Annotated in this window: 20 protein-coding genes; 17 read left to right on the plus strand and 3 right to left on the minus strand. The window is 59.9% G+C overall.

Annotated elements, in window-relative coordinates:
• Position 1 precedes the first annotated feature (1 nt).
• Both cydB and cydX read left to right on the plus strand, forming a co-directional pair.
• Positions 2 to 1,159, plus strand: a complete 1,158-nt coding sequence (gene cydB / locus AC2CHD_RS08080) for a cytochrome d ubiquinol oxidase subunit II (protein ID WP_484553300.1) — start codon at positions 2 to 4, stop codon at positions 1,157 to 1,159.
• 31 nt (positions 1,160 to 1,190) lie between these two features.
• Positions 1,191 to 1,310 (plus strand): cytochrome bd-I oxidase subunit CydX, encoded by a 120-nt coding sequence (gene cydX, locus AC2CHD_RS08085; protein ID WP_229450142.1) that lies wholly within the window; start codon positions 1,191 to 1,193, stop codon positions 1,308 to 1,310.
• Positions 1,311 to 1,353: 43 nt separating this feature from the next.
• Here cydX and AC2CHD_RS08090 read toward each other — a convergent pair whose 3' ends face one another.
• Positions 1,354 to 2,652 (minus strand): mechanosensitive ion channel family protein, encoded by a 1,299-nt coding sequence (locus AC2CHD_RS08090; RefSeq protein ID WP_484553301.1) that lies wholly within the window; start codon positions 2,650 to 2,652, stop codon positions 1,354 to 1,356.
• A gap of 119 nt (positions 2,653 to 2,771) precedes the next feature.
• Between AC2CHD_RS08090 and AC2CHD_RS08095 the strand changes: the two genes are divergently transcribed.
• The 5 genes from AC2CHD_RS08095 (at position 2,772) to olsA (ending at position 9,108) form a co-directional block, all read left to right on the plus strand.
• Entirely contained in the window at positions 2,772 to 4,799 is a 2,028-nt protein-coding gene (locus AC2CHD_RS08095; protein ID WP_484553302.1) for a hydantoinase/oxoprolinase N-terminal domain-containing protein, read from the plus strand.
• A 100-nt stretch (positions 4,800 to 4,899) separates the two neighbouring features.
• Entirely contained in the window at positions 4,900 to 7,083 is a 2,184-nt protein-coding gene (locus tag AC2CHD_RS08100; protein ID WP_484553303.1) for a malate synthase G, read from the plus strand.
• Between the two features lie 62 nt (positions 7,084 to 7,145).
• Positions 7,146 to 7,826 (plus strand): tRNA (adenosine(37)-N6)-threonylcarbamoyltransferase complex dimerization subunit type 1 TsaB, encoded by a 681-nt coding sequence (gene tsaB / locus AC2CHD_RS08105; RefSeq protein WP_484553304.1) that lies wholly within the window; start codon positions 7,146 to 7,148, stop codon positions 7,824 to 7,826.
• On the plus strand, positions 7,826 to 8,311 hold the full coding sequence (locus AC2CHD_RS08110; protein ID WP_484553305.1) for a GNAT family N-acetyltransferase: 486 nt from the start codon (positions 7,826 to 7,828) through the stop codon (positions 8,309 to 8,311). The genes tsaB and AC2CHD_RS08110 overlap by 1 nt, the downstream gene beginning before the upstream one ends.
• Positions 8,312 to 8,322: 11 nt before the next feature.
• The gene (olsA, locus tag AC2CHD_RS08115) at positions 8,323 to 9,108 is read left to right on the plus strand and encodes a lyso-ornithine lipid O-acyltransferase (protein WP_484553306.1); all 786 of its coding nucleotides are present in this window, start codon (positions 8,323 to 8,325) and stop codon (positions 9,106 to 9,108) included.
• A gap of 40 nt (positions 9,109 to 9,148) precedes the next feature.
• On the opposite strand, the gene AC2CHD_RS08120 is transcribed toward olsA, so the two are convergent.
• The gene (locus tag AC2CHD_RS08120; protein ID WP_484553307.1) at positions 9,149 to 9,895 is read right to left on the minus strand and encodes an alpha/beta hydrolase; all 747 of its coding nucleotides are present in this window, start codon (positions 9,893 to 9,895) and stop codon (positions 9,149 to 9,151) included.
• Between the two features lie 102 nt (positions 9,896 to 9,997).
• On the opposite strand from AC2CHD_RS08120, the gene AC2CHD_RS08125 reads away from it, so the two are divergent.
• From AC2CHD_RS08125 to trmB, 9 genes are all read left to right on the plus strand, one after another.
• Positions 9,998 to 10,921 (plus strand): LysR family transcriptional regulator, encoded by a 924-nt coding sequence (locus tag AC2CHD_RS08125; RefSeq protein ID WP_229450149.1) that lies wholly within the window; start codon positions 9,998 to 10,000, stop codon positions 10,919 to 10,921.
• Positions 10,922 to 10,947: 26 nt separating this feature from the next.
• A complete protein-coding gene (gene miaB / locus AC2CHD_RS08130; protein ID WP_484553308.1) occupies positions 10,948 to 12,360 on the plus strand; it encodes a tRNA (N6-isopentenyl adenosine(37)-C2)-methylthiotransferase MiaB in 1,413 nt (470 codons plus the stop codon).
• A 59-nt stretch (positions 12,361 to 12,419) separates the two neighbouring features.
• Complete coding sequence (locus AC2CHD_RS08135; protein WP_484554210.1) at positions 12,420 to 13,388, plus strand: PhoH family protein; 969 nt, start codon at positions 12,420 to 12,422, stop codon at positions 13,386 to 13,388.
• A 13-nt stretch (positions 13,389 to 13,401) separates the two neighbouring features.
• A complete protein-coding gene (ybeY, locus tag AC2CHD_RS08140; RefSeq protein ID WP_484553309.1) occupies positions 13,402 to 13,905 on the plus strand; it encodes an rRNA maturation RNase YbeY in 504 nt (167 codons plus the stop codon).
• A 162-nt stretch (positions 13,906 to 14,067) separates the two neighbouring features.
• The gene (locus tag AC2CHD_RS08145) at positions 14,068 to 14,988 is read left to right on the plus strand and encodes a hemolysin family protein (protein ID WP_229450151.1); all 921 of its coding nucleotides are present in this window, start codon (positions 14,068 to 14,070) and stop codon (positions 14,986 to 14,988) included.
• 90 nt (positions 14,989 to 15,078) lie between these two features.
• Entirely contained in the window at positions 15,079 to 16,662 is a 1,584-nt protein-coding gene (gene lnt, locus AC2CHD_RS08150) for an apolipoprotein N-acyltransferase (protein ID WP_484553310.1), read from the plus strand.
• A gap of 132 nt (positions 16,663 to 16,794) precedes the next feature.
• On the plus strand, positions 16,795 to 17,208 hold the full coding sequence (locus AC2CHD_RS08155; protein ID WP_229450153.1) for a helix-turn-helix domain-containing protein: 414 nt from the start codon (positions 16,795 to 16,797) through the stop codon (positions 17,206 to 17,208).
• A gap of 184 nt (positions 17,209 to 17,392) precedes the next feature.
• Positions 17,393 to 18,673, plus strand: coding sequence for a methionine adenosyltransferase (gene metK, locus AC2CHD_RS08160; protein WP_229450154.1), 1,281 nt, complete (start codon positions 17,393 to 17,395; stop codon positions 18,671 to 18,673).
• A 30-nt stretch (positions 18,674 to 18,703) separates the two neighbouring features.
• Complete coding sequence (gene trmB / locus AC2CHD_RS08165; protein ID WP_484553311.1) at positions 18,704 to 19,405, plus strand: tRNA (guanine(46)-N(7))-methyltransferase TrmB; 702 nt, start codon at positions 18,704 to 18,706, stop codon at positions 19,403 to 19,405.
• 7 nt (positions 19,406 to 19,412) lie between these two features.
• On the opposite strand, the gene AC2CHD_RS08170 is transcribed toward trmB, so the two are convergent.
• Entirely contained in the window at positions 19,413 to 19,577 is a 165-nt protein-coding gene (locus tag AC2CHD_RS08170; protein ID WP_229450156.1) for a hypothetical protein, read from the minus strand.
• A gap of 264 nt (positions 19,578 to 19,841) precedes the next feature.
• Between AC2CHD_RS08170 and rimP the strand changes: the two genes are divergently transcribed.
• A complete protein-coding gene (gene rimP, locus AC2CHD_RS08175; protein WP_484553312.1) occupies positions 19,842 to 20,531 on the plus strand; it encodes a ribosome maturation factor RimP in 690 nt (229 codons plus the stop codon).

Genomic DNA, 20,531 nt, shown 5'->3' on the forward strand with positions numbered 1-20,531 from the left:
AATGATCCTGCACACTCTTATCGACTATGAAACGCTGCGTGTGATTTGGTGGGGGCTGCTCGGCGTGTTGCTGATCGGCTTTGCCGTCACAGACGGTTTCGACCTTGGGACCGGAACGCTCCTGCCCTTCGTGGCGAAGACCGACACGGAGCGCCGCGTCGTGATCAATGCCGTCGGCCCCGTCTGGGAAGGCAATCAGGTCTGGCTGATCCTGGGAGGCGGCGCCATCTTTGCGGCCTGGCCGCCGCTTTATGCGGTGTCCTTCTCGGGCTTCTATCTTGCCATGTTCGCCGTGGTCTTCGCGCTCATCCTGCGTCCCGTGGCGTTCAAATATCGGTCGAAGCGCGAGAACCCCGCCTGGCGAACCACCTGGGACTGGGCGCTGTTCATTGGCGGTTTCGTGCCGGCGCTGATCTTCGGCGTTGCGGTTGGCAATGTCCTGCAGGGGGTGCCGTTCCGGCTCGAGAATGACCTGCGGATATTCTACGAAGGCACGACATTGTTCGAGCTGCTTAACCCGTTTGCGCTCCTGTGCGGTCTTCTCTCGGTGGCGATGCTCATCATGCATGGCGCATCCTGGCTGATGGTGAAGACCGAGGGACCCGTTGCCGCGCGCAGCCGCACATTCGGCAGCATTGCTGCCATTGCAACGATCGTGATTTTTGCGCTCGGGGGGCTCTGGCTTTGGGCAGGCATCGATGGGTTCCGCATCACCAGCGCCATCGTTACCGACGGTCCGTCCAACCCTCTTGCCAAGACCGTGGAGCAGGCTGGCGGCGCCTGGTTCGACAATTACGCGGCCCATCCATGGATGATGATCGCACCGGCCCTCGGTTTTGTCGGCGCGGCCCTCGCGCTCGTTCTGTTCCGCGCGCGGCGTGAGGTGCCGACCCTGCTTGCCAGCGCGATGTCGATCATCGGCATCATCTCCACGGTGGGGCTGTCGATGTTCCCGTTCATCCTGCCGTCTTCCATCGCACCGGGAGCCAGTCTGACGGTGTGGGACGCCTCGTCGAGCCACCTGACCCTGTTCATCATGCTGGTTGTGACGGCGTTTTTCATTCCCTTGATCGTCGCCTACACGAGCTGGGTCTACAGGGTGCTGTGGGGCAAGGTCGACAAGAACGAAATCGAGCAAGGCAAAGGGCACGCTTACTGAGCGTTGCCGTGAGACAAAAGGAGTTCACGACATGTGGTATTTTGCATGGTTGCTTGGCTTCCCACTCGCCGCAGCTTTCGCTGTGCTCAACGCGATGTGGTATGAGCTGATGGACGACGCGGCGAAGAAAAAAGAAGCCAAAACGCAATGAACCGCCAGACGCCGGCCTCGCGCCGGCGTTTTGCACTCTGCGCTCAGCCGGCGATCTGTCCGCCTGCCGGGCGTTTCATGATCACTTCGCGGTGCGGATAGGGGATCTCGATCCCGTTTTCCTTCAGCGTGTCCCAAAGCGCGAGCAACACTTTGCCGCGCACATTGGTGAGCCCCTGCTGTGGATCGCGGATCCAGAAGCGCAGCACGAAATCGAGCGAGGATTCACCGAACCCCGTCAGCCAGCAGACCGGCCTCCGGTCCGCGTCCACACGGCCGACACTCATGGCCGCTTCGATGGCAAGGGCCGAAACCTGATGCGGGTCGGCCTCGTAGGAAACGCCAAACGGCACGTCGAGGCGCACCATCTCGTCGCTGAACGACCAGTTGATCACCTGCTGGGTGATGAAATCCTCGTTTGGAATGAGATATTCGCGACCGTCGCGGGTGATGACGGACACGAACCGCGCCCTGAGCTCGCGGATCCAGCCGAATGTATCGCCGAGCGTGATCGTGTCGCCCGGTTTGATGGACTTGTCGAGCAGGATGATGATGCCCGAGATGAAGTTGGAAACGACCTTCTGCAGACCGAAGCCAAGCCCCACGCCGACTGCGCCGGAAAAGACGGTGAGAGCGGTCAGGTCCACACCGACGGTGGATAGCGCGATAGCGCCGGCGGCGATGACAAGACCGATCTTGACCAACTTGCCCAGTAGCACGCGGATGGATGGGGTGAGCTCGTCGGATCGTTGAACACGCTCATCGAAATAATTGCCAAGTGCGATGGCGAGCCAGACCGTGCCCGTGAGAAGCACGGCCGCTTTGAGCAGCACCAATGCGCTCAAACGGGTCGTGCCGAGTGGCAGGGCCAGCGTGTCAAGAAATGCGGCTGCCTCGTCGTCAATGCCGAGAATGACAATGGCCGCATAGGTCCACGCGATCCAGCCGATGGTTCTGGCAAGCAGCCGGTTGCGGATGATGCGCGACACCACCGAGGTGAAAAGCCAGGCGAGCGAGAGCGAGAGGGCAAGCGAGAGCAGCAGGGTCCGGCTCGGCCAGGTGAGCGAGCGCAACACCGTCAGCACCACGAAAAGCAGGATAACAAACAGGATCCAGTCGGTGCGCCGCATCAGCGCCACGATGACGCGCAGGAGACCCTGATGGCCCTTGATGCGCCGAGCGCGCGCTTCAAGGCTGTTTTCCAATCTGCGTGACGCCAGCTTTGCGACAATGAACAACAGCCCAATGATCGCGAGCTGGTACAAGGTCCAGGGATTGGCGAGATTGACGAGCTTGGCTTGTACCCAATTCGCAATCTCGATCAGAAGGTCCACGAACGCCATCCCTGCAGTGTAGAGCAAATTCTGTCGGTGTGGAAACAGAGCGCGCCGCAAAACTGCGGCTAAAACAATCAGATGGCGTTATGGTGCCAAAACGCATTGTCGCGTGGCCGGGGCCTGTCATGATCCAAAAGGGGACATCGGACGAAGCGCTGTTGCTGGGGATAGACACCGGCGGCACCTACACAGATGCTATTCTGTTCTGCGAGCGATTGGGCGTTGTCGGCAAGGCGAAAGCGTTGACGACACGGCACGATCTGGCAGAAGGCATCGCGGGTGCTGTTGATGCCGTGCTGGCGAAGGCGTCCGCACCTGTGCGCCGGATTGGCCTCGTCTCTATGTCGACCACCCTCGCCACCAACGCGCTGGTGGAAGGTCAGGGCGGCCGCGTCGCGCTGGTGATGGTCGGGTTCTCGGAAACCGATCTTACCCACGCGGGATTGCGCAATGCACTGCGGTCGGACCCGGTAATATTTTTACCGGGCGGACATGACGTGCACGGCAATGAAACGCCGCTGGAGATGGGGCGGCTTGAAGCTCAAATTGATGCGCTGGCAAAAAATGTGACGGCCTTTGCCGTCTGTGCCTATTTCGCGGTACGCAACCCTGCTCATGAGATTGCTGTCAGGGACTTCATCCGTGCTCGCACCGATCTGCCGGTCACGATCAGTCATGAGCTTTCCGCCCAGCTTGGCGGCCCACGCCGCGCGCTGACAACCCTTCTCAATGCGCGGCTCATCGCATTGATCGATCGCCTTGTGGTTGCCACTGAGAGTTTTCTCAAACAGCGTGGCATTCGCTCGCCGCTGATGGTGGTGCGGGGAGATGGCGCGCTCGTTTCGGCGGAGTTCGCCCGCAGCAGGCCCATCGAGACCATCCTGTCCGGCCCGGCTGCCAGTCTGGTCGGCGCGCGGTACCTGACAGGGCTCGACCGCGCCATCGTTTCCGATATCGGTGGTACGACCACTGACATTGCCGTCCTCGAAAACGGTCAGCCACGCATCGATCCGCAGGGGGCGACTGTGGGCGGTCATCGCACCATGGTCGAGGCGGTGGCAATGCGCACGTTCGGGCTTGGCGGAGATTCCGAAGTGAGCATCGAGGAGGGCGGGTTGAGCGGTCGCCTTGTGCTCGGACCACGTCGGTTGATCCCTTTATCACTGGCCGCCCATCTTCATCGAGAGCAGATCCTCAATGTTCTCCAGAAGCAGCAGAGCAGATCTCTCACCAACCGTCTGGATGGGCGGTTCGTGTGCCAGAGTGGTATGCCGGCGCGTCACGCGGCGGGCCTCTCGCAGAACGAGGGTGCCCTCTATGCTCGGTTGGGGCAACAGCCGGTCGCGCTGGAAACAGTCCTTCATTCGAGCGCACAGCTGGCGCCGCTCAACCGCCTCGTCGCGCGTGGTCTTGTCTCCTTGATCGGCTTTACTCCGACCGATGCCGCCCACGTTCTTGGGCAGCAGACCGGATGGGATGCGGAGGCGGCGCGTCTTGGCGCAGCGCTCTTCGCCAGACGACGCGATGGCAGCGGGCAGCCGCTCGCATTGGATGCGGATGCCTTCTGCGAACGTGTGCTGGCGCTTCTTGCGCGCCGCTCTGCCGAAGCTGTTCTTGAAACGGCTTTATGTGAGGCCGGACTCGACGGCAGATCGCTCATCGAGCACGAGCTTTTACGCCGGGCGCTCGATGGGGAGCAGAGCGTTGCGCGTTTCCAGGTTTCGCTCGACCGTCCCGTAATCGGCTTGGGAGCCTCTGCACCCTTGCATTACTCTGGGCTGGGAAAATTGCTCCGCGGGGATTGTGTGCTGCCAGAGCATGCAGATGTGGCCAATGCCATTGGCGCTGTTGTTGGCCGTGTGAGTGTGAGATGCGAAGCGCATATCGGGCAACCGCGAGAAGGCGTCTACCGGGTGCGCGTTGCGGAAGAATTGCATGATTTTGCAGATGAGGAAGAGGCAATGGCCTTTGCCGAGCAGGTGCTGAAGCGCGATCTGCGCGACAGGGCACGTGGAGCGGGCGCTGAACAGGCCGAAGTGCACGTCACCCGAGAGGTCAATGCAGTTGATGTCGAGGGCGTGCGTCGGTTTCTGGAAGCGCGGATTGTCGCGCTGGCCTCTGGGCGTCCGCGAATGACACGCAACCGCGTCTGAGATTGAAACTTCTTTCGCCATCCGGCGAATTGACCCCGTGCCGCTGGCGTGGTGAAAGCAGTGCATCATGTCTGACATCGGGAAGAGGAGTGTCCGCCAAATGGAAAATCGCGTTGAGCTTCATGGGTTGAAGGTTGCGGAAGAGCTGCGCGATTTCGCCGTAGAAGAGGCACTGCCCGGCACGGGTGTAGACCCCGACATATTCTGGAAGGCGCTTTCGGATATCCTCCGCGATCTGGCGCCGAAAAACCGTGCGCTGCTGGCCAAGCGCGACGCGCTGCAGGAAAAGATTGACGCCTGGTACAGGGAAAACGGCGCACCTGCCGATCAGGAAGCCTATCAGGCCTTCCTGCGCGAGATCGGCTATTTGTTGCCGGAAGGTGACGCCTTCTCCGTCTCAACACAAAATGTCGATCCGGAAATCGCCAGCGTCGCCGGTCCCCAACTCGTCGTGCCGGTTATGAATGCGCGCTATGCGCTCAACGCGGCCAATGCGCGCTGGGGCTCGCTCTACGATGCGCTTTACGGCACGGACGCCATTTCCGAGGAGGACGGCGCGGAAAAGGGCAAGGGCTACAATCCGAAGCGCGGCGAAAAGGTCATCGCCTGGGCGCGCGCCTTCCTCGATGGCAGCGCGCCGCTCGATGGTGTTTCCTGGACTGAAATTACCGGGCTTTCGGTTGTCGACGGTCAGCTTGTGGCGAAGACCGATGGCGGTGAAGCGCGCCTGAAGGATGCTTCGAAATTCGTCGGCTATCGGGGTGGGGCCGATCAGCCGACCGCCGTTCTGCTCGCCACCAATGGCATGCATGCGGAGGTCGTGATCGACCGCAACCACCCGATTGGCAAGACCGACAAGGCGGGCATTGCCGATGTGGTGCTGGAATCGGCTCTGACCACGATCCAGGATTGCGAGGATTCCGTTGCCGCCGTGGATGCCGAAGACAAGGTTGTCGTCTATCGCAACTGGCTCGGCCTGATGAAGGGTGATCTCGAAGAGCAGGTAACGAAGGGCGACAAGACCTTCACCCGCCGCCTGAACCCCGATCGTGAATACATCGCGCCCGATGGCGGCACGCTCAGGCTGCCCGGCCGTTCGCTGATGCTGGTGCGCAATGTCGGTCACCTGATGACCAATCCGGCCATTCTCGACGCCGATGGCAACGAGGTGCCGGAAGGCATCATGGACGCGCTCTTCACCGCCGCCATCGCGCTGCACGATGTCGGGCCGAATGGCCGCCGCATGAACAGCCGTACGGGCTCCATGTATGTGGTGAAGCCGAAGATGCACGGGCCTGAAGAGGTGGCCTTCGCGGTGGAACTGTTCGGCCGCGTCGAGAAAGCACTCGGCATGGCGCCCAACACCATCAAGATGGGCATTATGGACGAGGAGCGGCGCACCACGGTGAACCTCAAGGAGTGCATCCGCGCCGCGCGCGAGCGGGTGGTCTTCATCAACACCGGCTTTCTCGACCGCACGGGCGACGAGATCCACACCTCCATGGAAGCCGGCCCGATGATCCGCAAGGGCGACATGAAGCAGGCCGCCTGGATCTCGGCCTATGAGAACTGGAATGTCGATATCGGCCTTGAGTGTGGTCTTTCCGGCCACGCCCAGATCGGCAAGGGCATGTGGGCCATGCCCGATCTGATGGCGGCGATGCTGGAGCAGAAGATTGGCCATCCGAAGGCCGGTGCCAACACGGCATGGGTGCCGTCACCCACGGCGGCCACCCTCCACGCCACGCATTATCATCAGGTGGATGTGCATGCGATGCAGGCGGAACTCAAGAGCCGCAAGCGCGCAGCGCTTTCCGATATTCTCTCTGTGCCGGTCGCCACGCGGCCCAACTGGACGCCGGAGGAAATCCAGAAGGAGCTCGACAACAACGCGCAGGGCATTCTGGGCTATGTGGTGCGCTGGATCGATCAGGGCGTCGGCTGCTCCAAGGTGCCGGACATCAACGATGTGGGCCTGATGGAAGACCGCGCGACGCTGCGCATTTCCGCCCAGCACATGGCAAATTGGCTGCATCATGGCGTCGCCAGCAAAGAGCAGGTCATGGAAACGATGAAGCGCATGGCGGCGGTCGTCGACCGGCAGAATGCCGGCGATCCGCTCTATCGCCCGATGGCGCCGGATTTCGACAATTCCATTGCCTTTCAGGCGGCCTGCGACCTTGTGTTCAAGGGGCGGGAACAGCCCAATGGCTACACCGAGCCGGTTCTGCATGCACGCCGCCTTGAACTCAAGGCGCAAGACAGTGCAAGTAGAGCATCATGACCCGCTGATGGCGCATCGGATTCGCCGGCGGTAACAACAACAGGTCGCCGGACTGTGCCTGAATGAAGATTCTTGCAATCGATACCGCAGCGGCGCTCTGCGCCGCCTGCGTTCTTGAAACCGATACGGATGAAGAGCTCAGTCGGTACGTGCTGGACCTGGGCAAGGGGCATGCCGAACACGTCATGTCCGTCATCGAAGGCGCGCTGAAGACTGCCGGTCTCAGCTATGACGCACTTGGCGCCGTGGCCGTTTCCGTTGGGCCGGGGTCGTTCACCGGTGTGCGGGTCGGCGTATCCGTCGCACGCGGTCTGGCGCTTGCGCTCAATGTACCGGCCATTGGCGTTTCCACGCTGGAAGCACTTGGCGCGGAAGCGCGCGAGACGTTTCCCGGGCGTGCCCTCCTCGTTGCGCTGGGGCAGCGCGCACCAAATCTCTTCGCCGCAGGCTTCGACAGTGAAGGACGCCTTCTCCTCGAACCTCAGAGCCAGTCAGCGGAGCGGCTGGCCGAATGGGCCTTTGCCGAGAATGCAGTCGTCTACGGCGTCGCCGCAGAGCTTGTGGCCGCGGCGGGCTCGCCGGCGCTCGACATCCAGCCAGCCGGCGCGACAGCGGATATTCTGACCTTCGCCCGGCTGGCGGCCGCGAAGGGGGCGGGCAGCGAGCCGCCGAAGCCGCTCTATCTGCGCGCACCCGACGCTGCCCCGCAGCGGAATTTCGCGCTCCCGCGAAAGGAAGGCTGATGGCGCTCTTTCCGAGAAAGCGAGAGTTTGTCGTGCGACCGCTGGAGGTCGCGGACAGCCTGGTTTTGGCCGACATGCACGCCGAAGATTTTGCTCGACCGTGGAGCGATGCGGAGTTTGAAGCGCTCCTCACACAGGAGGGCGTGTTCGGTTTCGCGGTTTCCGAAATCGGCAGAAGGCCGCCGCAGCTTGCCGGGTTCGTGCTTGCGCGGCAGGCGGCGGATGAAGGCGAGATCCTCACCATTCTTGTCGCCCGCAATCAGCGCCGCCACGGGCTTGGCCGACAATTGATGGATGCCGTGCTATTCAAGATGCATGGCGACAGGGCAGCGGCACTTTTTCTAGAGGTGGACGAAACCAACATGCCTGCCATCGCGCTCTACCGTCGCCTCGGCTTCCGGCAGGTCGGAGGGCGGCCCGACTATTATCGCGATGCGAACGGCAGGCCTACAAGTGCGCTGGTGATGCGCCGCGACCTGCGGTAGCCTGCAACCTGATGTTCAGCACATTACATTTCCTCATCGCAATCGTCATTGTCGCGGTCTACACACTGCCGCTCATGGTGGTGCAGGAGATTGCGCTCAGAACCGGATTGTTCAGTGACCGCATCGTGCCGCGCCTCTGGCACAGGCTCACCCTGCGTGTCCTCGGTGTGCGCGTGCGTATGGAAGGGTGTCCGTCGCGGGCGCGCCCGCAGATGATCGTCGCCAACCATGTCTCCTGGCTCGATATTCTGGTGCTTGGCTCGCTTGATGGCGTGCACTTCATCGCCAAGTCGGAAATGCGCAGCTGGCCGATCCTCGGCACATTCGCGCGCCAGCAGCGGTCCGTCTTCGTCGAACGCGAGCGCCGCCGCACCTCGCCGGAGCAGGCGCGGGAGATCGCCGAACGGCTTTCCGACGGGGATCCGATGGTGCTTTTTGCCGAGGGCACGACCGGTGATGGCAACAAGGTCTTGCCATTCAAGAGCACGCTTTTCGGCGCAGCGCAGCTTGCTCTCGGGGAGGATAAGAGCGGGCAGGTGACAATCCAGCCTGCAGCCATCGTCTACCTGGCAAGCCACGGGTTGAAGCTGGACCGGCGCGAACGCTCGACCATTTCATGGATCGGCGACCTGGATCTGGTGCCCCATCTCCGTCTTGTCCTTGCCGCGCGGCCTCTCGATGTGGAGGTCCGATTTGGATCGCCTCTCCCATTCTCTGCCGCAGGCGAGCGGAAAAAAATCGCGCGTGAAGCGGAAGACCAGGTCCGCGCAATGCTCGTGCAGGCGCTGCGGTCGTAAGCCGCAGCGCCCGAAATATCTGGTAGCAAGATAGCTGCGCTTATTGAACGGAAGCGACGGCGCGCTCGATCAGTTCGGCAACCTCGTTCGGGTGGCTCATCTGAACAAGATGCCCGGCGGCGATCTCGATCGTTTGCGCGCCCGAGCGCTCGGACATCCATTTTTGCAGCTCCGGTGAGACCGTGCGATCCAGCGTCGCAACAGCCGACCAGGCTGGCAGGTCATGCCATGCTGCTATTTTTGCCGTCTCGGTCATGATCTCAGCGTTCGCCGCAGCCTGCGCCCTGACCGTATAGGCTGCGTCCGCAGGTGAAATCCCGTTTGCCACGTCCTTCAGCCAGACGTTGTGTTTCACGGTAAAGTAGCCGTCCTCCGAGATCGTCAAAGCATCTGCGGCCATGGCAGATGGCATCGACGCATTCAACGATGCAAGGCTGTCGCCGACCTCAGGCTGGAATGCGGCGACATAAACAAGCGCTTTTGCAGCCGGGTCCTGAGCGGCCTGGGTGATGACCATTCCGCCGTAGGAATGGCCGACAAGAACCACCGGCCCCTCTACCAGTTTGATGGCGCGCCGTGTTGCCGACACATCGTCCGACATGGACGTGAAGGGCAGTTGCACAATCCTTGCCTCCAGCCCCTTTTCCACGAGCTTTTCCAGAACGGGACGCCAGGCGGCCCCTTCCATCCCGATGCCGGGGACAAGAAGCACCTTTGGGGTGTCGGCCAGCGTTGGAGAAGCGGTCATCACGGCAAGCGCGACCATGGCGGTCTTTAGAAGTTTCATGGGACACATCCTTTCGCAAAATTGTCTGCGTGCTGGATAGAAGTCCCGCGCAAAGAGCACTACACTGATAAATCTGATATGGTTATTCATATGAGATGATAAATGGATCGCCAGGATCTGTCCGCTCTGATCGTGTTGAAAGCCGTGGCGGAAGCGGGAAGCTTCACGCGGGCCTCTCGACAACTCAACCGGGCGCAATCAGGTGTCAGCCAGACGATCCGGGAGCTCGAGGCCCGGCTTGGCATCGCGCTTCTGGCGCGCACCACACGCAGTGTGCGCCTCACGGAGGCCGGGAGCAGGCTTCTCGAAGATGTCGGCCCGGCGCTGATGCAGATATCCGACAGTCTCACGCGCGCAAAGAGTGGAGCCACCGAGCCAGCGGGCACGGTGCGCATAACCACGTTGGAACATCCCGGACAGACCATTCTCGTTCCGGCAATCGCCGAACTTCAGAAACGTTATCCTGCAGTCGAGGTCGACCTGCATGTGAGTGACCGGCTTACAGATATCGTGAATGGCGGTTTCGATGCCGGTGTTCGATTGGCGGGTCATCTGGAAAAGGACATGGCAGCGCTCCCCATCAGCCCCGATCTCCGTGGCGTGGTGGTGGGATCGCCTCGCTATTTCGAACGCCATGGAAAGCCACGCGAGCTCGAGGATCTGAGACGTCATGATTGCATCAATTATCGGCTCGCCACACATGGGGTTCGCTATCGGTGGCTGTTTCAAAAATCAGGTAGGCCGATAGAGGTTGCCGTGTCGGGTACGCTCACCGTCAATGGGACGGCGGTTCTGCTTGAAGCGGTGCGCCGTGGCATAGGCCTCGGATATGTGTTCGAGCCGCTGGCTGCAGCGGATTTGGCGGAAGGGACCCTTGAAACCTGTCTCGAACCCTATGCGCCATCCTGGAGCCGTTATCACCTTTACTATCCTGACCGGCGCCAGAAATCTCCCGCATTGAAGGCGTTTATCGAGGTGCTTCGGCGACACAGGCGCGCCACATGGCAAAAACCGTCTGTTTTTTGACATGCAAAAGCGTTAGGAAGCGCGGTATGGAACAGAATTCTTTGCATCATTCCGGCGCAGCCGCTTCCGATGGAGAGGCCGTCGCCGCCCCTGCAGCCAACAAGAAGGTTTTCGTGAAAACCTATGGCTGCCAGATGAATGTCTACGATTCGCAGCGCATGTCCGATGCGCTGGCAGCCGACGGCTATGCGCCAACGGAGCAGATCGAAGAGGCGGACCTCGTTCTTCTCAACACCTGCCACATCCGCGAAAAGGCGGCGGAGAAGGTGTATTCCGAGCTCGGCCGCATTCGCCAGCTCAAGGAAGAGCGCAGCCAGGCCGGCCGCGAAATGGTGATTGGCGTGGCCGGATGCGTGGCACAGGCCGAGGGGCAGGAGATTCTCCGCCGTGCGCCTGCCGTGGATCTGGTGATCGGGCCGCAGACCTATCACCGCCTGCCCAAGGTGGTGAAGCGGGCGCTCGGCGGTGAAAAGATCGTCGAGACCGAATACGCCATCGAGGACAAGTTCGAGCATCTGCCGCAGCCACAGAAACGCGTGGTGCGCAATCGCGGCGTGACGGCATTCCTCACTGTTCAGGAAGGCTGCGACAAGTTCTGCACCTTCTGCGTCGTGCCCTATACGCGTGGTTCGGAAATCTCGCGCCCCGTGGCGCAGATCGTCGCCGAGGCGGAGCGCCTGGCCGAGGGCGGCGTGCGCGAAGTGACGCTGCTGGGGCAGAACGTCAACGCCTGGCATGGCGAGGGTGCCGATGGACGCGAATGGGGGCTTGGCGAGCTTCTGTTCCGGCTGGCGGAAATCCCCGGTCTCGACCGTCTACGCTACACGACCAGCCATCCGCGTGACATGGACGACGCGCTGATCGCCGCCCACCGCGATCTGCCCAAACTGATGCCTTATCTCCACCTTCCGGTGCAGTCCGGTTCCGACCGCATCCTGAAAGCAATGAACCGCAAGCACACGGGCGATGATTACCGGCGGCTGATCGACCGCATCCGCAACGCGCGGCCAGACATCGCCATGTCGGGCGATTTCATCGTCGGTTTTCCCGGTGAGACCGACGCTGATTTCGAGGACACGATGCAGCTGATCCGCGACGTGACCTATGCGCAGGCGTTCTCGTTCAAATATTCGCCCCGTCCGGGCACGCCGGGGGCGGATCTGGGCGATCAGGTGCCCGAAACGGTCAAGGATGAGCGGCTTCAGGCGCTGCAGGCACTGCTTGTCGAACAGCAGCGCACTTTCGTTCAGAGCTTGGTCGGCAGCGAGATGGATGTGCTTCTGGAAAAGCCCGGCCGTCAGCCGGGGCAGCGTGTTGGCCGTTCGCCTTGGCTTCAGCCTGTGATTCTTGATGAAAAAGCGGGCGAAATCGGTGACATTATTCATGTTCGAATCACGCAGGCCGGCCCAAACAGCCTGTTTGCAGAGCCGGTGTCGTAAAGGAGAGGCGTTTGACCGCCAGCACTGAGTTGAAGAACATGCCCTCCGGGGCCTCCGACATGGCACATATCGTGCTGACCTTCGATGACAACAAGCTGGCCAGCGCCCTTTACGGGCCCTTTGACGAAAATCTGGCCCAGATCGAGCAGCGGCTCGGCGTCGATATTCGCTCCAAGGGCAATCAGCTCACCGTCAAGGGGGAGAGCGTTGCCGCCGCACAGGCGCGCCGCGCACTCGATTATCTCTACGATCTCCTTCAAAAGGGGACAGAGCTTGCCCCCTCCGATGTGGATGGCGCCGTACGGCTGGCCATCGCCGCCGATGAGCAGCTCACCTTTCCGACCATGGAAAGCAAGGGAAAGCTCGCCGCCGCGCAGATTTCCACGCGCAAGCGCACCGTGCATGCGCGCTCGGCCAATCAGGACGCCTATATGCGGGCGCTTGAGCGCTCGGAGCTGGTGTTTGGCATCGGTCCCGCGGGTACGGGCAAGACCTTCCTTGCGGTGGCCTACGCTGCCATGCTTCTGGAGCGCGGTGCGGTGGACCGCATCATTTTGTCGCGGCCGGCGGTCGAGGCCGGCGAGCGGCTGGGCTTTCTGCCGGGTGACATGCGCGAGAAGGTCGATCCCTATCTGCGCCCGCTCTATGACGCGCTTTACGACATGATCCCGGCGGAGAAGGTCGAGCGCGCTCTTGCGGCCGACGTGATCGAAATCGCGCCGCTTGCATTCATGCGCGGACGCACGCTGGCCAATTCGGTGGTGATCCTCGATGAGGCGCAGAACACCACGCCGATGCAGATGAAGATGTTTTTGACGCGGCTTGGCGAGAACGCCCGCATGATCGTCACCGGCGACCCGAGCCAGATCGACCTCCCGCCCAACACGAAATCGGGCCTGGTCGAAGCGCTTGAGGTGCTGGGAGATGTGCCCGGCATCGTCACCGTCCGCTTCGACGAGAAGGATGTGGTGCGCCATCCATTGGTGGCTGCGATTGTCCGGGCCTATGACAGGAAGGCGCGGGGCTGATCCGCGCAGGCTGATGGACGATATTCCTCCTGCCGGTGAAAAGCCGGAAATCGTTGTGGACGTCGCTATCGAGGCGGGTAGCTGGGCATCGGAAACTGCGCTTCAGGCACTGGCCGAGCGAGCCATTCGCGCCGCCGTATCCGTGATTGGATCTGAGCCGGATGAGGGCGGTGCGATCAGCCTGCTCTTCACCGGCGACGCTGAAATCCAGGTGCTGAACCGGGAATGGCGCGGCAAGAACAAGCCCACCAATGTACTTTCCTTTCCAGCGCCTGAGATGATCAATTCGGGAGATGAATTGCAGCCCCTTGGTGACATTATCCTGGCGTATGAGACCGTCGCGCGGGAAGCAGCAGAAGAGGGCAAGCAGTTTGATCATCATCTGACGCATCTGATCGTTCATGGTTTTTTGCATATCATGGGATATGACCACGAGACCGATGAAGAGGCTGAAGAAATGGAAGAATTGGAGCGCAAAGCGCTGCGAACACTTGCCATTTCCGATCCCTATGCATAACTGAAAGGCTCAATTGAACAGACGGCCATGACAGAGAACACGATGATCGCGACGGGGGACATGCCCGCCAGCGAGACAAAGTCCCCCGAGGAGGGGGAGGAGGGGTCTAGTAGGCCTCCCCAACGAAACACCGGCAACCGCCAGTCCCTTTGGGAGAGAATGATGGCAGCGCTGGGCATTCGAAATGGTTCCTCGCTGCGCGACGATCTCGCGGACGCGCTGGACGAACACACACACGATACGGCGGCCTTTTCCCCTGGTGAAAGGGCCATGCTCAAGAACATTCTTCGACTGCGAGAACTGCGTGTCGAGGATGTTATGGTGCCGCGCGCCGATATCGAGGCAGTGGATCTCAATACAACGCTTGGCGAACTTTTGAATGCGTTCGAGCGGTCGGGACATTCCCGCATGCCGGTGTACGGCGAGACGCTCGACGATCCACGTGGCATGGTGCACATCCGCGATGTGGTAACCCACATCACCAAGACGGCAAGAGCCAAACGAGGCCGGGCGAGAAAAACGCCTGAACCGGCAGCGTTTGATCTAGGTAAGGTGGATCTCGACCGCTCTATCGGGGAACTCAGCCTCCCCCGTTCCATTCTTTTTGTGCCCCCTTCCATGCTCGCATCGGATTTGATGGCGCGCATGCAGGCTTCACGCACGCAAATGGCTCTCGTGATCGATGAATATGGGGGAACCGACGGACTCGTTTCGCTGGAAGACATTGTTGAAATGGTCGTCGGCGATATCGAAGATGAGCACGACGATGACGCGCCCCTGATCGAGCAGGTTGGCGAGGATGTTTTCGTTGTGGATGCCAAAGCGGAGATCGAAGACGTGGCCGAAGTGATCGGCGACGATTTTCATGCTGAAGAGCATTCTGAAGACGTGGACACGATTGGCGGCGTGATTTTCAATGTTCTGGGGCGGGTCCCGGCACGAGGCGAGGTGGTTCAGGCCATTCCCGGATTTGAATTTCAGGTCATGGATGCTGACCCGCGCCGGGTAAAGCGTGTGCGCATCGTGCATAATCGGGCGTCTGAACGTCGGAGAAGATCGCTGCGAGCCGGCGACAATTTGTAGCTCCTGACTTCCAAACCCGCGATACGGTTTCAAAGCGCGGCAAACTGCTGATACTGCTTGTCGTGTGATTCGGGTTTCGCGGATGGGTGCATGGAGAGCCTTGCCGGACGGGTTGTGTTGCTGAGTGGATGGCGCCGGTCGCTCGTCGCCTTTCTCGCGGGCGGGTTTGCGTCGCTGGCGCAACCGCCATTTGACTTTTTCGCTGCCTGCTTTGTGTCCTTTCCCGTCCTGGTTTGGCTGCTGGACGGCGCGGTCGGTGAGGGGCGCGGCCTGCGTTCGCTTGTAATTCCAGCGTTTAAGACGGGTTGGTGGTTCGGATTCGGATATTTTATGCTTGGGCTCTGGTGGATCGGCAATGCATTGCTGGTAGACGCCGGAAATTTTGCTTGGGCTGTTCCTCTTGCAATTGTTGGATTGCCTGCTTTTCTTTCGATATTCTACGCAGTTTCTGCGGTTTTCGCACGCTTGTTCTGGCATGATGGAATTCTGAGGATAATTTCTCTTGCATTCTTTTTTGGTGTTGCTGAATCGATAAGAGGGATAATCTTCACGGGATTTCCTTGGGGCGCGATCGGCTATGCCGCCATGCCCACCCTCCTGAGTATGCAGTCGGCTAAGGTATTTGGGCTGGCAGGTATGAACTTCTTGGCAGTCCTGGTGTTTTCAATGCCAGCCTTGCTGGGGACACGTCGGCATCTTCTGATTGGCAGTATTACGGCTATCGGTTTGGTCTCAATACAGTTTGCTTATGGTTATCTAAGTCTTTCGAGAGAAGTTAAGGCTAATGATTTTTTGTCGGTACGCATCGTTCAGCCGTCCATCAAGCAGACCGAGAAATGGGATTCTTCAGAACAAACACGCATCTTCAACATCCTGCTGGACCTTACCCAGCGTCAGGTCGCGAGTGGGACGGAGAAGCCCGAGCTGATCGTCTGGCCGGAAACAGCCGTTCCATTTCTGTTCACTGAGCGGCCTGAAGCCTTGGTTCAGCTTGGCGAAGCGCTGGACGAGGGGCAACTGCTTCTGACCGGAGCCGTTCGGGCTGAGGGCGATGATGGTCTGGGAAGAACCCGCTATTACAATTCGGTTGTTGCAATCGCTCAGGACGGAACGATCGTTGACGCTGTCGACAAGGTCCATCTCGTTCCTTTTGGCGAGTATGTACCGTTTGCCAACCTGTTGAATAACATGGGTATTGAAGAAATCGTGCAGTCGGCAGGGCCGTTCACGGCGGGTGGCGCGCGCCGCCCTATCAACCTTGCCGAGGGCGTTCGTGTGATGCCTTTCATATGCTACGAAATCATTTTCCCGCACTTGGTCTCTGCGGTAGCGGATCAGTCGGATGTTCTTCTCAATCTCACGAATGATGCCTGGTTTGGGATGACACCCGGCCCATATCAGCATTTTAGACAGGCCCGCATACGCGCTGTTGAAAACGGCCGTCCGCTGCTGCGCGCGGCCAACGCCGGGATCTCCGCTGTGATCGACTCTTCAGGCCGCATTCTCGATGCTTTTGACCTCAATGTTGTGGGTAGCCTGGACGTCCAAGTGCCTATTCAGAAGCCTGAGAAACTTTATTTTGAAAATCCGGGAACCAATGGAATGTTTATTGCGTTTGGTTTTGGGGCCGTGCTTTTCGGTTCAAGTATTGTTCGACGTCTGAGAGCGAATTGACATCGTCCCTTTCGGCTACGCATAGTGTGTAAGCCGACTACATCGGAATTCGATTTGACAGGCTTGGGGCTCTGGGAGGTCGAAGAGGTAGATCGGTCAATGGCAACCCCGTGCCGGATGGCGAGGGAATATATGAACAAGAACAAGAAAAAACCGAATCCGATCGACATTCATGTTGGAGGTCGGATCAGACTAAGAAGAAACATGCTTGGCATGAGCCAGGAAAAACTTGGCGAAAGCCTGGGTATAACTTTCCAGCAAATACAGAAATACGAGAAGGGTACGAATCGCGTCGGCGCGAGCCGGCTGCAAGCAATCGCATCGGTTCTCAGTGCTCCCGTGTCGTTCTTTTTCGAAGGGGCGCCAGGCGAGGAAAGCGAGGCCGGAAGAGGCATGGCGGAGGACGGTGCCGATTTTGTCGTCGACTTTCTCAACAGCAGCGAAGGCGTTCAGTTGAACAGGGCGTTTGCAAAAATTTCTGATCCGAAGGTACGCCGCCGTATCATCGATCTGGTTAAGGTTCTGGCTGTCGAAAACCAGGATTGAAGGTTTGCCTATTCAACGATGAACGCTCTCCAAGGGCGTCGCTGATGCACAGGGAACGGGTAAATCCGTTCCCTGTTTTGCTTTGTGCCGCAACCGTTGTGCTTGACCTGACACAGTGAGCTTGGCTAACAGGGAGGCGCCTGTTGCCGACAGATTGATCGGCTTCTTCTCAGAGGGGATACCCGTGGCGCGCAAGAACTATCTCTTTACAAGTGAATCCGTTTCCGAAGGCCATCCCGATAAGGTCTGTGATCGCATCTCCGACGAGATCGTCGATCTGGTCTACCGGGAAGCCAAGAAATCTGGCATGGACCCGTGGAAGGTCCGTGTCGCCTGCGAAACTCTGGCCACGACCAACCGTGTCGTGATCGCCGGTGAGGTGCGCGTTCCCGAAACGCTCCTCAAGCGAGATAAGAAGACCGGCGAGATCGCAAAGGACTCGCAAGGCAATCCGCTTATCAATCCGTCGCGTTTTCGCTCGGCTGCGCGCCGGGCCATCCGCGCCATCGGCTACGAACAGGACGGCTTTCACTGGAAGACGGCAAAGATTGACGTGCTTCTGCATGGCCAGTCGCCGGACATCGGCCAGGGTGTCGACAACGCAGCCGATCGGCAGGGTGAAGAAGGTGCAGGCGACCAGGGCATCATGTTTGGGTATGCATGCCGTGAAACGCCCGACCTCATGCCGGCGCCCATTTATTACTCGCACAAGATTCTTCAGCTTCTCGCTGATGCGCGCAAATCCGGTAAGGGTGACGCGGCAAAGCTTGGCCCCGATGCCAAGGCTCAGGTTACTGTACGCTATGTCGACGGTGAACCGTCCGAGGTAACGGAGATCGTGCTGTCCACCCAACATCTCGATGCGTCCTGGAACAGCACCAAGGTGCGTCAGGTGGTCGAGCCCTACATCCATGAAGCGCTGTCTTCGGGTGGAATCAAGGTCGCAGAAAACTGCAACTGGTACATCAATCCGACTGGAAAATTCGTTATCGGCGGTCCCGATGGAGACGCGGGTCTGACGGGCCGCAAAATCATCGTCGACACCTATGGCGGCGCAGCCCCGCATGGCGGCGGCGCCTTCTCCGGAAAGGATACAACCAAGGTGGATCGTTCGGCAGCCTATGCCGCTCGCTATCTCGCGAAGAACGTGGTTGCGGCCAATCTTGCTGAGCGTTGTACGATCCAGCTGTCCTACGCTATCGGCGTAGCGCAGCCGCTTTCGGTCTATGTGGATCTGCACGGCACCGGCCGGGTGTCCGAAGAGGAGGTCGAGATTGCCATTCGTGAGGTGATGGATTTGTCACCCACCGGCATTCGTCGCCACCTGGATCTCAATCGCCCGATCTACGCCAAGACAGCTGCCTACGGTCACTTCGGCCGGAAAGCCAGCCGCGATGGTTCTTTCTCCTGGGAGCGCACCGACCTGGTGAAGACCCTCAAACAGGCAGTCGCAAAAGCCGCGTGAAGCGGCTTTTACCAGCACCGGAAAAACCGAATGGCTGAAGAACGGCGCAAACGGGCTACCGAAGCCTTCTTCGGCCGTCGGCATGGCAAGCGCCTGCGTCCAAAACAGGACGCGGCGCTTACCGCACTTCTTGAAAACGCTCTGATAAAGCTCGACGCTCCCTCACCGGAGCCCGCGGCCTTGTTTCGCGCCCCGGTCGAGCAGGTCAGGCTTGAGATCGGCTTTGGCGGGGGCGAGCATCTGCTCAACGAGCTTTCCCGTTTTCCTGCCACCGGCTTTATCGGGGTAGAGCCCTTTGTCAATGGCATGGCCAAGCTGGCCGCCGCGGTGGAAGAGCAGGGCGGTGTTCCAGCGAATCTAAGGGTTTACAACGATGATGCGACGATGCTGCTGGATTGGCTTCCCGAGGCATCCATCGCCGGAATAGATCTGCTTTACCCCGATCCCTGGCCCAAGAAAAAGCACTGGAAACGGCGCTTCGTGAACCGCATAAATTTGGATCGGTTTGCCCGGGTGTTGAAACCGGGTGCGCGCTTTCGCTTCGCGTCCGACATCGACACTTATGTCGACTGGACACTGCAGCATTGCGAGGCGCATCCCGCGTTTTTCTGGCAGGCAGAATCTGCAGACGACTGGCGCCTGGCTTATGAAGGCTGGCCTGGTACGCGGTATGAGGCGAAAGCTATCCGCGAAGGGCGGACTCCCGCCTATCTGACATTTTTGCGGGTCTGAGACGGGCCTATCGGCCGCTCATCCCGTAAAACCGCTCCGGGTCGATACCAAGCCGGCGCAGATCGGCATCTTTTGCGCGACGGCGATTTCGCACTGCAGCAGAAACAGCCACCGCGCTTTCGATCACGCCGAAAAACTCACCAATTCCTGAGATGAACTTGCGGGTAGACATGGGGTTACCTCTCATTGTGCGTTGCAACACAATCTAGCGCGCTACGGGGTTGGAAAGAAGCTATGTTCCGGCAAGGCTGCTATGCATTTGTGCGCTGCATCATGTCGCGGGCGAATGGTTCCTCTTCAGCTCTCGTCATGAGCTCTGCTCTTGAAAAGAATTGCCATCTCGGCTATATCCAGCTCAAATTCTTGGTCGCTATGACGGAGAGTGGGTCCCGCCGGTCCCGCTCTTTTTTGTTAGATGCGGCCGTCCGGAGGTTGGATGACGGCAGTTTCAGAAGACAGGAACGGCGATGATCGCCTGATCCGCGAGAGCGGAATCGAGGCGCGTGTCGCCGCGATCATCATTCCTGTTCTTGGGGCAATCGGCTATCGGCTTGTGCGCGTCCGCATGACGGCACAGGACGGGGCCACGCTGCAGATCATGGCTGAACGGCTCGATGGCACCATGACTGTCGAGGACTGCGAGGAAGTCAGCCGCGCGCTGTCACCCGTTCTTGATGTAGAAGATCCGATCGACTCTGCCTATCAACTCGAGATTTCCTCGCCCGGTATCGACCGTCCGCTGGTGCGCAAGGCAGATTTTGCGGCCGCCCAGGGGCACTTGGTGAAGATCGAGACCTCGGTGCTGCTGGACGGGCGCAAGCGCTTTCGCGGCTTCGTGGTCGAAAGCGACGAAGAGACTGTGACAATTGAGCCGGAAACGGCCGAGGAAGAAGGGGATGAAGATGTCCTCTTCGGAATTCCCTTCGAGGCAATTGCCGAGGCGCGGCTGGTCCTGACGGACGAGCTTGTGCGCGACGCCTTGAAGCAGGAGAAGGAAGAGCGCCGCGAACGCAAGCGCAATCGCCGCCCTTCTGCATCGGAAAGGGCCGCACAGCGGTCCGCAAAACAAAACGCAACTGAGCCGGCCGGGAACGAAGAACCCGGATCCCACGCCGAAGGAGAGTGA

This window comes from Nitratireductor sp. ATLC21 (assembly GCF_057196525.1).